This is a genomic window from Bacillus safensis FO-36b, assembly GCF_000691165.1.
Classification (GTDB): Bacteria; Bacillota; Bacilli; order Bacillales; family Bacillaceae; genus Bacillus; species Bacillus safensis.
Genome location: NZ_ASJD01000003.1, coordinates 479,983 through 493,425, shown reverse-complemented (window position 1 = coordinate 493,425; position 13,443 = coordinate 479,983). Strand labels below are relative to the sequence as shown.

General features: G+C 40.5%; 11 protein-coding genes. 2 read left to right on the top strand and 9 right to left on the bottom strand.

Translation table 11 applies throughout. The features are described 5' to 3' along the window. Positions 1 to 300: 300 nt before the first annotated feature. Entirely contained in the window at positions 301 to 774 is a 474-nt protein-coding gene (locus BA81_RS10295; protein WP_024424099.1) for a CarD family transcriptional regulator, read from the bottom strand. A gap of 572 nt (positions 775 to 1,346) precedes the next feature. Here BA81_RS10295 and BA81_RS10285 point away from each other — a divergent pair. Continuing rightward, complete coding sequence (locus BA81_RS10285) at positions 1,347 to 1,751, top strand: hypothetical protein (RefSeq protein WP_034281914.1); 405 nt, start codon at positions 1,347 to 1,349, stop codon at positions 1,749 to 1,751. Between the two features lie 123 nt (positions 1,752 to 1,874). Next, positions 1,875 to 2,399: a biofilm surface layer hydrophobin BslA gene (gene bslA, locus BA81_RS10280; protein WP_024424102.1), complete on the top strand. Its 525-nt coding sequence runs from the start codon at positions 1,875 to 1,877 to the stop codon at positions 2,397 to 2,399. 36 nt (positions 2,400 to 2,435) lie between these two features. Here the strand turns inward: bslA and mutL are convergent, their stop codons facing one another. The 8 genes from mutL to tdh all read right to left on the bottom strand — a co-directional run bounded on the left by mutL (position 2,436) and on the right by tdh (position 13,374). Then, positions 2,436 to 4,337, bottom strand: coding sequence for a DNA mismatch repair endonuclease MutL (gene mutL, locus BA81_RS10275; protein ID WP_034281912.1), 1,902 nt, complete (start codon positions 4,335 to 4,337; stop codon positions 2,436 to 2,438). Between the two features lie 21 nt (positions 4,338 to 4,358). Beyond that, the gene (mutS, locus tag BA81_RS10270) at positions 4,359 to 6,935 is read right to left on the bottom strand and encodes a DNA mismatch repair protein MutS (RefSeq protein ID WP_034281909.1); all 2,577 of its coding nucleotides are present in this window, start codon (positions 6,933 to 6,935) and stop codon (positions 4,359 to 4,361) included. A gap of 124 nt (positions 6,936 to 7,059) precedes the next feature. Beyond that, the gene (cotE, locus tag BA81_RS10265) at positions 7,060 to 7,605 is read right to left on the bottom strand and encodes an outer spore coat protein CotE (RefSeq protein ID WP_034281908.1); all 546 of its coding nucleotides are present in this window, start codon (positions 7,603 to 7,605) and stop codon (positions 7,060 to 7,062) included. Positions 7,606 to 7,860: 255 nt separating this feature from the next. Next, positions 7,861 to 8,295 (bottom strand): regulatory iron-sulfur-containing complex subunit RicA, encoded by a 435-nt coding sequence (gene ricA, locus BA81_RS10260; RefSeq protein WP_008358013.1) that lies wholly within the window; start codon positions 8,293 to 8,295, stop codon positions 7,861 to 7,863. A 1-nt stretch (position 8,296) separates the two neighbouring features. After that, the gene (gene miaB, locus BA81_RS10255) at positions 8,297 to 9,823 is read right to left on the bottom strand and encodes a tRNA (N6-isopentenyl adenosine(37)-C2)-methylthiotransferase MiaB (RefSeq protein ID WP_034281907.1); all 1,527 of its coding nucleotides are present in this window, start codon (positions 9,821 to 9,823) and stop codon (positions 8,297 to 8,299) included. Positions 9,824 to 9,912: 89 nt separating this feature from the next. Continuing rightward, a complete protein-coding gene (locus BA81_RS10250) occupies positions 9,913 to 11,028 on the bottom strand; it encodes an MrcB family domain-containing protein (protein WP_227001720.1) in 1,116 nt (371 codons plus the stop codon). Positions 11,029 to 11,131: 103 nt separating this feature from the next. After that, complete coding sequence (locus tag BA81_RS10245; protein WP_034281904.1) at positions 11,132 to 12,310, bottom strand: glycine C-acetyltransferase; 1,179 nt, start codon at positions 12,308 to 12,310, stop codon at positions 11,132 to 11,134. Beyond that, positions 12,310 to 13,374 carry an L-threonine 3-dehydrogenase gene (gene tdh, locus BA81_RS10240; protein WP_034281903.1) on the bottom strand — a complete coding sequence of 355 codons (1,065 nt, stop codon included), beginning with the start codon at positions 13,372 to 13,374 and terminating at the stop codon, positions 12,310 to 12,312. The genes BA81_RS10245 and tdh overlap by 1 nt, the downstream gene beginning before the upstream one ends. Positions 13,375 to 13,443 lie beyond the last annotated feature (69 nt).

The following is a 13,443-nucleotide window of genomic DNA, read 5'->3' as shown; positions in this document are numbered from 1 at the left end:
CCTTTTTTCTCTTAGGTGTCATCTTACCGCAATATTTTACTATCAATGGCTTAGAAAATTCAAAGGTTGTCCGGCTCATTTGAATGAATCAGGAGAAGTTACCTGTTTTTAATGTTATCTAGGTATTTCAGAGGTCTTTAAATTTTTGTTGTGAACGTAAAAACTAAATCGTATGACCTCATTTCAATTTTAGTTAAAACCACCTACAAAAATGGCAATATTACTCTTTTCTTCAAACAAAAAAGCTGTAAACAAAAGGAGTGCCCCCTTCAGTTTACAGCTAGTCTCTGTATATCATCATTACATTCTTAATTCATTCTCTAAAGCTGTCATCACTTCATCTTGCGTCAGTCCCTGTGCAAGTGAAATCTCACTCACTAACATACCTCTTGCATCTTCAAGCATCTTCTTTTCACTTGAATTTAATGCTTTCTTCTGATTTCGTCTCATTAGATCTTTGACAACGTCTGCACCATCTTCGATCGCACCTGTTTTTAGCTTTTTCAGATTTTCATCATATCTTTGCTTCCAAGTAAGCGTGTCGTCGTTTGTTTCTTCTGCAAAATTGTTCATCACAACTTTCAGCGTTGCTTGATCTGCTACCGGACGTATACCTAGTTGATTGATTCTGCCTTTTGGGACCATCATCTGCATATTCGGCATTTGAATCAGGAAATATTCCTGCGTCTTACCTAAAATCTCTTTTTCTTCCATTCCTTCAATCACACCGGCTCCATGCATTGGATAAACAATTTTATCACCTATTTGAAACAAATCCGCCACCTCCGAAAGTATTCACAATATCATTATAACACATTTCATCAGAGGATAAAAATTTATATTTTATCATGTTAATTTAGCACTAGTCAATTCTTTTTATTTGAGTTTTTTCAGAAAAAGGCCTTTTTTTATAAAAGAAGCAAGAGCATCCAGTCCTCATGACTCTTTCTTGCATATACTAGCATTGAGTCACATTTAGGAGGGATGACAATGTGCAAATGCAAGTGCAAACATTCCCACTCACACTGCCATAAAAAGCATGACGATCATTGCCATGAGGATCCTTGTAAAGAAAAAAAGTTTTGTCATAAAAAAGATAAATGGTTTGAGAGCGATTTTTGGGATACCTCTCGAAGCTACGATCCCTGTTATTTTCCTAAAAGTGTCTGCAGCAGATGTAAAAAGCGTCGCAGAAGAAGACACAGCTACACAATTTAAGGCTTGACGCTTTACCTGCTTTTCCTTTTACCGGCTGAAAGGCCGGTTTTTTTCTTTTATATGGATAGGCTCATGAAGCAGATCTGTCTCATAGGATATGGCAACCTGACATAAAGGATGAGATATACATGAACGATATGAACAGCCAAATGAATCATTATCACCAAGAAAATCCCTATCACACATTTGAAAATGTGTATACAGCCAATCATGAGCATATGGTCGCGCCAAACATGCATGATCATATGAATATGCCAAACCATTATCATAGCGGCAAAAAAGATGTGTATAACGCGCACCATCCACATCATCATTCAGTTTATTCACCGTTTCCAAATCAGCATGATACCTTTTCAAAGCATGTTCCAATGAAGGACCATCATCATCTAGGCCATTATGGTGGATACGGGATGATGCCACATCATCCATATGGTTATCAAGATATGCATATGATGATGCCAACAAACCAGCAAATGCCAGGCCATTATTACGGAATGAATCAACCAAATGCGCTATTTCCCCGCTATTACTAAAGAATGACAAAATAAGGGTATAATATCCCATTTAATACCATATGGTAATATGGTAACATTATAGGTAAATAATGGGTGTAATCATCTATTATTTACCTATATTCAACAAGGGGGAAGGAAAAAATGAAAAAAACGTGGACGATTCTTATGATGGGGATGCTCACATTGGTTATGGCACTGTCAGTACCGCTTTCTGCATCTGCTGAGGAAGCCGGCAAAGCAACAACCAATGCAAAACCAGCTGCACTTTACGCAAAAATTACAGGAGCAAGTAAGCAGGAATGGTCTTTTTCTGACATTGAGCTGACGTACAGCCCAAATTCTGTTCTAAGTCTTGGTGCGGTTGAGTTCACTCTGCCAAAGGGTTTCCAAGCAACAACTAAAGACATTATGAACGGTAAAGCATTAAAAGACAGCTACATTTTGAACAACGGACAAACCGTTCGTATCCCGCTCAGATTGGATTTACTTGGAATTTCCAAATATACATTAAAGCTTTCACATAAAGTACTTCCTGCTGCAGGTACATATACGTTCCGTGCAGAAAATCGAGCCATCAGCATCGGTTCCACATTTTATGCAGAAGATACGATTGATATTAATACACGACCAGTTGTGGTCACACCGCCAGATCCTTGCGGATGCTAAATAAAAAAGCGCTCTGATTAGAGCGCTTTTTTTATATCACATCACCCGTTTAAACATTTTCTCCATCTCATATGTCGAGTGATGAATGATGATCGGCCGGCCGTGCGGACAGGTGAATGGGTCCTTCGTTTGCCGAAGTTCATCTAATAAGGCTTTGATTTCATCATGACGCAAATGACGATTTGCTTTGATTGAGCCTTTACAGCTCATCATAATCGCCGCTTCTTCTCTCAGTTTCTTGATATCAACACGTTTTTCATTAAGCACTTGCTCTATAATCTCTTCGATCAGTTCAGCCTCTTCACCTTTTGGAAACCACTGCGGATGCGACCGAACGATGTAGCTACCTGAACCAAAGGGCTCTAAGAAGACCCCCACTTTCGCTAGAATATCCTTATGCTCTTCAATGATCAGCATATCGTTTTTAGAGTAGTGAAATGTTAAGGGGACGAGCATTTCTTGCACTTCCTGCTTGATCTCTCCCACCTTCTCACGATAATACTCATACTTGATTCGCTCTTGAGCCGCATGCTGGTCGATGATATAAAGACCTCGTTCATTTTGAGCCAAAATATATGTGCCGTGCATTTGTCCAATTGGATACATCACAGGGACGCGCTCATTTTCAGGAATTGTTTCTGTCATTTCTTCGTGCAGTACCGTCTCTTCATATTCAAGTGAAGCGGCGGATTCCTCTAAATGAACACGCTCAGATGAGGCTTCTTCATAACATACTGGTGATGATGCTTCTGTCTTCTCTTGTTTAGGCATTCCGTATGCATCGGTATGACTTGTCTCGTATACGATCGATTCGAGCGGCTCCGGCTGATAGGTTAGCGGTGTTTCCGCTGGGCTTTGTTTTCCTTGTTTCGCATCGAAGGTTAAGGATTGCTGCTCATTTTTCACAGCTGGCATTGGTGCTTTTTTTGGTGCTGAAGCACTTGGAATGAGCTGCTGCTTTTGAAATACTTCCTTAATTCCTTGTTTAATCAGCTCATGAAGTTCCTGCTCTTTACTTAGTCTCACTTCAAGCTTCGAAGGATGAACGTTCACGTCCACTAGAATGGGATCCATCTTCATCTCAATAAATGTAATTGGATGGCGGCCAATCGGAAGCAGCGTGTGATACCCTTCATGGATCGCTTTCACGAGCGGAAAATGTTTGACATATCGGCCGTTTACAACAGAAGACATATAATTCCGTGATGCCCTCGTCACTTCTGGTAAGGAAATATATCCTTTCACTTCAAAATCAAGTGATTGTACGTGAAGCGGCAGCATTTTTTTAGCCACAGCTGTCCCGTAAATGGCCGCAAGTACATGACGCACATCTCCGTTTCCATTTGTCTGTAGCAGAACTTTCCCTTGATGACGCAAACGGATCGATACTTCGGGATGAGCTAGTGCAATTCGATTGACCACATCCGATATATTGCCAAGTTCCGTATGAACGGTTTTCATGTATTTTAGGCGGGCTGGCGTATTGTAAAATAAATTGGTGACCACAATCTCGGTGCCGCGGCGGCCAGAGGTTTTTTTCTCTGAAATAATCTTCCCGCCTTGCAAAGCTAAGTGTGTCCCAGCTCCTTCGCCAGTACTTGTTTTCATTTCTAGATGAGAGACGGATGCAATACTTGGCAGCGCCTCTCCTCTGAATCCGAGCGTTCTAACACGAAACAGATCATTTTCATCTTTGATTTTACTCGTTGCATGGCGCTGGAAGGCGAGCTTACAATCTTCAGCATCGATTCCAACACCATTATCAATAATCCTGATAGAAGAAAGACCTGCTTCTTCTACATCGATTTCAATGACTGTACTTTTTGCATCGATCGCATTTTCCACAAGCTCCTTTACAACAGAAGCCGGACGCTCAACCACTTCACCTGCAGCAATTTTATTGGATAGGTCATCGGATAACTGAATAATCTTTGCCATTTCTGCTCACCTCACCTTACATTATAATTTCTTTTGCAATTCATATAGCTTTGTCATGGCGTCAAGCGGCGTCATATCCATTAGGTTGAATGACTTTAATTCGTCGATGACCGCTTGATCCTTCTGTTTTAGGGCAGCTTTGGGCTGCGGTTTTTCTTCTACTTCAAAGAAAGATAGCTGCTGTTTTTCTTCAGCCTTTTCTGCTTTTGGTGCTGCAGATACGGTTGGGGTCAAGTCATGTGATCCGCTCTCAAGCTCCGTTAAAATAGTCTGGGCTCTATTAATGATGGCATCAGGCAATTCCGCAAGCTGCGCTACATGAATACCATAGCTTTTATCAGCTGCACCTTCTTTGATTTGATGTAAGAAAACGACCGTGCCTTCATGCTCTTCAGCTCGCACATGAACATTTTTCAGCTCGCTTAATTGAGATTCAAGGACAGTGAGCTCATGGTAATGTGTAGAGAATAGGGTTTTGGCCCCAATATGATCATGAACAAATTCAATGATCGCCTGCGCAAGAGCCATTCCATCATAAGTACTTGTCCCGCGTCCAATTTCATCAAATAAAATCAAGCTGTTTTTCGTAGCATGCACCATCGCATTTTTCGCTTCGAGCATCTCTACCATAAAAGTACTTTGACCAGAAATCAAATCATCTGCTGCACCAATACGTGTAAAGATTTGATCGAAGATTGGAAGCGTCGCCTTTGACGCAGGCACGAAGCAGCCAATCTGCGCAAGAATCGAGATGAGCGCCATTTGTCTCATATACGTACTTTTCCCTGACATATTCGGTCCAGTGATGAGTAAGGTTTGTCTGCCTTTTCCCATCTGGCAGTCATTCGGTACATATTCCTGGTGATCCAGCACTTTTTCAACGACAGGGTGACGGCCATCTTTGACATCCACATCATCCTCTGAGAATTCCGGCCGGATATAACGGCGCTTTTCACTGACAGTCGCAAAGCATTGAAGCGCATCAAGCTCGCTCATTTGTTTTGCAAGCAGCTGTAATCTAGGAATATAGCCTTTTACTTGCTCCCTAAGAGCTGTAAATAGTTCATATTCCAATTCGTTAATATTTGATTCTGCTTCAAGAATCAGTGCTTCTTTTTCTTTTAATTCAGGTGTGATATACCGCTCTGCATTGGCAAGCGTTTGTTTTCTTTCGTAACGCCCTTCCTCCAGCAGATGTGTATTTGCGCGTGTCACTTCGATATAATAACCAAACACTTTATTAAACCCGACTTTTAAGGAGCGAATGCCGGTATATTCTCTTTCCTGCTGTTCAAGCCGTGCAATCCAGTCCTTTCCGTTTCGGCTGGCATCACGGTATTCATCTAATTTTGCATTGTACCCATCTTTAATCAGATTGCCTTCTTTTATCGTCATCGGCGGATTTTCATGAAGTGCATCTTCTAATAAATCAAGGAGGTCACCACAAGGATCAATCTCATTCGCTCTTGATTTCGCCATTTCCTCTGGTAATGAATGAACGAGTTGTTTAATATCCGGTACTTGTTTTAAGGATTCTTTGAGCTGGATGAGATCACGGGCATTCACGTTGCCAAATGCCACGCGGCCCGCTAAACGCTCAAGATCATATACTTGCTTTAATCGTTCGCGCAGATCCTCTCGCTCAAAGAAATGATCCATCAGAATCTGCACCATTTCCTGACGCTCGTTAATTTGCGAAAGGCGAATGAGCGGCCGGTCGATCCATTGTTTGAGCAGTCTGCCGCCCATCGCTGTCTTTGTTTCATCTAACAGCCATAATAAAGAGCCTTTTTTGCTTTTTGAACGAATCGTTTCTGTTAATTCAAGGTTTCGTTTTGAGTAAAGATCGATTTTCATCGTTTGTTCAAGCTCAAATACTTGAACTTTCTGAAGATGGTCCAAGCTTCTTTTTTGCGTCCTTCTTAAATAGGCATATAGTGTTAAAAATGCTGTTTTTAACTTTTCATCAAGATGGGAAATGAGCTGTTCAGCTTCATCTAATAATTCATCACTATCTTCGTATGAAATGGTCGCTTGGCAGCGTTCTTTAAGGGTTTTGATTGTTTCCTCATCCAGCTGCTTTGACACCACAATTTCTTTTGCACCAACAGAATAAATTTCTGATACGACTTCATCTAATCGATCGATGAATGCCGCCATGTTTTCACCTGTTGATAAATCTGACAGCGCAAGACCGTACCCATTTTGAAAGCTGGTAACAGACGCAATAAAGTTGTTCTCGTTTTCACTTAAACCTTTACCATCCATGACGGTTCCTGGTGTAATCAGTTGAACGACTTCCCTTTTGACTACACCTTTTGCCGTTTTAGGGTCTTCCACCTGCTCACAAATGGCGACCTTGTAGCCTTTTGAAATCAACTGTTCTATGTATGCAGACGCAGAATGATAAGGAACGCCGCACATTGGAATTGTGCCGCCGTCTCTGCTTGTTAACGTAATTTCTAGTTCTTGCGCGGCTTCCTTTGCATCATCAAAAAACATCTCATAAAAATCGCCTAGGCGAAAAAATAAAAAGGCATCTTGATAATCTGCCTTGATCTTTAAATATTGCTGTATCATGGGCGTATAACTTGCCATATTTCTAATCCCTCACTATATTACTTTCGAATTCATACCATCTTTAATTATAGCATAAAAAATCACCTTTTTTCTCCTAGATCAGGCACAAAAAAACTAGGGGGATATGCGCCCTAGTCATTCATTACTCTTCTGGCTCACCTGCTAGGAATTCTGGATGAATATCCTCTAACTCCTCATCCACTTCTTCTTCCCACTCGTGATCATCTTTTTCTTTCCAGCTTGAATTGACCTCTACGACAATTTTTGTTTCACCGACTACCTCAGCAATGAATTCACGCTCTGCCTGAACGATAATTTTATTGCCATTTGGAGAAATGGTCACTTCTAAGCAATTGGGCTGCTGCAATACTTTCGCAATTACTTCGTGCTCATCATCAAGGAAATTCTTATCTTTATATCTCAGTTTAATGATGTCTACATACTTCACACGCTCTGTGACGACTTCTGTTTTCGTGTTGTCGGCGTAAGAGTACCATACGTTAATATCAAATGTTCCTTCGATCTCAACGGTTTTACCGACCTTTTCAGCATCATACTTATGATTAATGATCCAACCACCTAGGATGCTGGTTGGTTTTTGCGATGGAGAAATGGTGTGTGTGCTTTGGGTGAATTTCCTCCCTTTTGCAACCACCGCTTTTGTAATAATTTCTCTGTATTCAGACATTCCGGCATGCCTCCTTGTTCTTGATCGTTTTATCTTATGCTGGGCATTCGTCTAGTGTGTCACGATTTTGAACTTCATGTTCAATTAAATTCATTTCTGTTTCAGTGTATGCATGGTCGCCCATAAACTTGCCTTGAAAATTGGAAAAGTTGGAGAGTGAGAGGTTTGGAGACGATGAAGCATGAAAAAGAATGGGTAGTGCTTTTCAAAAAATGTTAATATGAAAGCAAAAAACCCCGCATCTGCGGGGTTTTCTCATTTAATGGAGCAACTTGGTGATGAGTTTTTCACTTTTGAACCGGTTTCTCCTAATAAGAGGTCACCGCCGGTTGAAAGAATGATTTCATCTGTTACTTGATTCGAAATCGTGTGCGCTACAAGCTGAAGCAGGGAATTGACTTCCATTTGTGATTCTTTGAATTCTTGAATCACTGGAATGTCATCCAGTTCTTCTTGCAGGGCATCGATTTTTTCTTCGACTTGCTTTAAGGCTTCATGTTTGCCGTAATGCTTTAAGTTCACAGCTTGTTTTTGAAGCGCCTTAATTTGATTAATAATCGTTGAAATTTTTGTATTTTCATTGATTTGCGCTTCTGCTTTTTTGAAGAAATCAACTTCTTCCGTTTCAGAAATCATTTTAGCGAGCTCTCTTGCGCGCTCGACAATCTCTTTCTTTGAATAAAGTGTCATTTTAATTCACCTCGATAGCTTCTCCAACCATTTCTCCGTCAAGAGACCAAGTTTTGGCTTGTGTGATTTTCACTTTGACGATGTTGCCAATCGCTTCTTTTGGTGCTTTAAAATTCACAAGCTTGCTTTTACTTGTATATCCGGCTAGGATCTCAGGGTTGTTTTTACTTTCACCCTCTACTAATACTTCGACAATCTGCCCTTCATATTCCTTCATTTTTTTCGCAGAAATTTCATTCACAAGTGCATTTAGGCGCTGCAGACGTTCTTTTTTCACACGCATTGGCACGTTGTCTTTCATTTTCGCTGCAGGCGTTCCTTCTCTTGGAGAATAAATGAATGTATAAGCAGCATCAAACTCAACCTCGCGATAGAGGGAAAGTGTTTCTTCAAACTGCTCATCTGTTTCATTTGGGAACCCAACAATAATGTCCGTTGTTAATGAAGCATTCGGCATAGCTTCTTTGATTTTGCGCACAAGATCAAGGTAACGCTCACGGTCATATTTTCTCGCCATAAGCTTCAGCACAGAAGAACTTCCGGATTGAACTGGCAGATGAATATGATCGAGAAGGTTTCCGCCTTTGGCTAAGACTTCAATTAAGTGATCATCAAAATCACGGGGGTGACTTGTTGTAAAACGGATACGCGGAATATCAATTTTTCGCAGCTCATCCATCAGGTGGCCAAGACCATATTCCATATCTTCAAAATCTTTTCCATATGCATTCACGTTTTGACCAAGAAGGGTAATTTCCTTATATCCTTCTGCCGCTAAACGTCTGACCTCTTGAATAATTTCATCTGGGCGGCGGCTTCTTTCCTTGCCGCGCGTGTAAGGCACGATACAGTATGTACAGAATTTATCACAGCCGTACATAATGTTCACCCAGCCCTTGATTTTACCTTGACGGGCTCTTGGAAGGTTCTCAATCACGTCGCCTTCTTTTGACCAAACCTCAATCACCATTTCTTTTGAAAGGTAGCATTCAGATAACAGCTCTGGCAGGCGGTGAATGTTGTGCGTGCCGAAAATCAAGTCAACAAATGGGTGTTTCTTCAAAATACGGCTCACGACAGATTCTTCTTGTGACATACATCCGCAGACACCTAAAATTAAATCTGGCTTTTCACGTTTTAATGCTTTTAAATGACCAAGCTCTCCAAACACTTTATTTTCTGCATTCTCACGAATAGCACAAGTGTTTAATAAGATGACATTTGCATCTTCCGTTGAGTTTGTTGGTTCATAGCCAAGCGCCATAAAAATACCAGCCATCACTTCTGTGTCATGCTCATTCATTTGACAGCCATATGTGCGAATATAAAACTTGCGGCCGTTTCCTAACCCTTGAAACTGCTCGTCAATTTGAAATTGATTGTATTCAACTTCTTCTTTACCCCGTTTTTTTGCATCTTTTAAGGAAGGCGGAATGTACACAGCTTCAAAATATTTGCTGTAGTCCTTCTCGGATTTTTTGTCCGATGAACTTACTTGTCCGCTCGCTTTTCTCTGCTCTTCATTCATGAATTTGTACTCCTTTCAAACCAAGTTCCACCCTACAGTATAGACTATTTTGTGATGAATTGAAAATAAATCATATGTGTCATCACTTTTCAATCCACCCGGATTCTGCATGAGTATTGAATAGGTTTTAACAGTATGTTATCTTTCTCCAAAGGATTTTGTATTTCTTTTACAATCTTCATTTGCTTTGTACCGACACTCTCAACTAAAGTAATCACATACGCTTCTTTTTCCTCTTCTGCTACCATTCTTTCTTGTTCAGATAAGAAGAAAGGAAAGTCTTGATGAGCAAGTTTAGAACCCTTCACCTCTATAAGTTTTTCTTTTCCATCAGGGTAATAAGATTTGATATCAAATCCATGACCATCCTCCGCCTCGGCTAACCAATTGACATTTTTCGCTAATTGCTCCTGACCCGCTGCTTTTAATTGCTCTACTTCCATATCATAAACAAATTTCTCTGCTATTCGACCTGTCTCTTCATTTTGCTTGGCTCTTTCTTCTCTTAATTGCTTATAAACGTCTCTATGGATGATTCTTTTTCGTTTTATACTCTTATTAATCTTTGTGTCCATATGAAGATCCGGATTCGAATATATTTCGAAAATAAAATCATAAAAAAATTCATTTAAGTTATATATGTCCTTTAAAAATTCGTATTGATTAAATGTATCAATATTATACCTTTTAAATACCAAAGAACCTGCTGCATATTTTTTAGGTCTATCAGATTCTCCTAAGTAAAAATCACCTATTTCAAATCCTTTTAAATTAGGACTATTCATCAATTGAGGTTTTAGTCGTTCTCGCCAAACACTCGCTTCATATTCAATCTTTTTGAGAGATAGATTTTCAGTACCTAAATCAATCGATAAATAAAAGTCTTTGCCATTATTAGCGAATAAAATGACTATATATAATCCTTTTTGTGTTGTTGTTTTATTTGTTTTTTGATTCTTTGTTAAGAGCTGGTCTAGAAACGCTATCCAAATAGACTCTGAAACTTTTCCATTTCCTGTAGATGCTTTAATATCGATTCTATCCAAATTTTTCATATGACGTTTTTCTAATTCATTTTGAATTTTGTTTGGTATCTCTTTATTAAACATTTTGTGAAAAGGGTGATTCTTATCTGTTATTACATTGCTCTTATAATCTAAATATTGCTTATAAAAATCTTCTTTATTAAATAACATTTGTCTCATCACTTACCCCAATAGATCTTTTTACATACATTATACATAACAAACGGTAGATTTGATGAAAATTGGAAAGAATATCGTCAAAAAAAAGAGAGCCTGCGCTCTCTCAATCAAGTATGTTTAGTTTTTTTGCTTCTTCTTCAATGATTGTCAGTGCCCGGTCTAGTTCTTCTTTTGTGTGCTCGGCTGTGATGATGGCTCTAATTCTTGCCTTGCCTTTTGCTACAGTTGGGAAGGCGATGCCTTGGGCAAACACGCCTCGTTCTATTAAAGCCTTTGAGAAACGAAAAGTAAGTGCTTCGTCTCCAATCATGATTGGGATAATCGGTGTCTCTGTTGGAGCGACTTGAAATCCAAGGCTGATGACTTTTTCTTTAAAATAAGCGGCGTTCTCCCAAAGTGTATCGATTCGCTTCGGTTCATCTAACAGCACTTCAATTGCTTCTTCACACGCTCTAGTCACAGCTGGCGGATGTGAGGTGCTGAATAAAAACGGTCTTGCTTTATGCTTTAAATAATCAATTAAAACCGCTGAACCAGCCACGTAGCCGCCGAGCACTCCGACAGCCTTGCTAAGTGTCCCGACCTGAATGTGCACTCTGCCGTCGAGTTTAAAATGGTTGACCGTCCCGCGGCCATTCTCGCCAAGCACGCCCGAGGCATGCGCATCGTCTACCATCACAAATGCATCATATGCTTCTGCGAGCCTGACGATCTCAGGAAGTGGCGCGATATCTCCATCCATCGAGAACACACCGTCTGTAACGATGAGGCGGACGCGGTAATTCATTGATTTCTTCAAAATCTTCTCCAGCTCTTCCATATTAGAATGACTGTATACTTTCTTATCTGCTTTGGTTAATCGGATTCCATCAATAATGGAGGCATGATTTAGTTCATCTGAAATGACAATATCATCTTTTGTCAGGATACTGGATAAGACCCCTTGGTTGGTCGTAAAGCCTGATTGGAACACAAGAGCAGCTTCTGTCTTTTTAAATGAAGCAAGCTTTTTTTCAAGGCGTTCATGCATTGTCATTGTGCCGGCGATGGTTCGTACAGATCCTGTACCCGCACCGAATTCATCAATCGCCTCTTTTGCTGCTTTCATCAGCCTTGGGTGCGAGGTGAGGCCTAAGTAGTTATTTGAGGAGAGTTGTATGACAGATTGTTCATTTAATGTAACAGTGGATGATTGTTTTGAGTCAATCTCTTTCAAAGTTTGGTGGGTGCCTTGCTGCTTCATTGTGTCCAATTCATCTTGTAAATACGTGAATTCTTTCATCATTTCTTCCCCCTTTGATATGATGGCATCATCAGTACGACTTTTCCGCACGTACCGCTTTGCATAAGTTCAAATCCCTTTTGGAACTCTTCAAATGGCAGTGTATGAGTGACAACTGGCTTTACATCAATGGTATTCGTTCTTAACAGCTCAGATACTTGACGCCACGTCTCAAACATTTTTCTCCCCGTGATCCCTTGCACGGTTAATCCCCTAAAAACAATTTGATTCGTAATATCAATTGTCACTGGCCGTTCTGGCAAGCTTAGTATATTGACTTTTCCTCCATTTGCACAAGCTTCGAGTGCTTGATTAATGGCAGCTGGATGACCTGACATCTCACACATCACGTCTGCCCCTTCCATCCGCGTGAGCTGCTTAATCATCGCGACTGGATCATCTTTTCCAATATCTACAATATGATCTGCACCCATTTTTCGGGCAAGATCGAGCCTGTATTCATTTTTATCAACAGCGAACACTTGAACAGCCCCGGAGGCTTTTGCGACAGCAATTGCCATTAAACCGATTGGTCCGCAGCCAAAAATTGCCACTGACTTACCTGAAACAGGTGTGTGCAGTACAGTATGAACAGCATTTCCTAGCGGCTCTTGTATAGAGGCAAGCTCAACCGGCATTTGGGCTGGATTGTGCCACACATTTTGTTCAGGTACTTTGACATATTCAGCAAAACAGCCATCAATGTCTACCCCTAAAATTTTCGTTTCACTGCACAAATGCTGCTGCCCTGTTAAGCACATATAACATTGATTACATACAACATGCGTCTCAGCCGATACAAAGTCCCCTACCTTTGCTCGTGAGACTTGCTTCCCCACTTTAACAACTTCCCCAGTAAATTCATGTCCAAAAATGTAGGGCGCTTTGACTCTTCCCTTAGCCCAGTCGTCCCAATTATAAATATGCACGTCTGTTCCGCATATCGAAGTGGCTTTCACTTGGATCAAAACTTCATGATTTTTGATTTCTGGAATCGGCATCTCCATCAACGCCGCTCCGTAAGCGCTTTCTTTTTTAACAATTGCTTTCATCGTTCCACACATGACGTACAACCCCTTTGTTAAAAAACTTCTCCCAATCAGATTTTAACACGACTTATTTTAGTCGTAAAT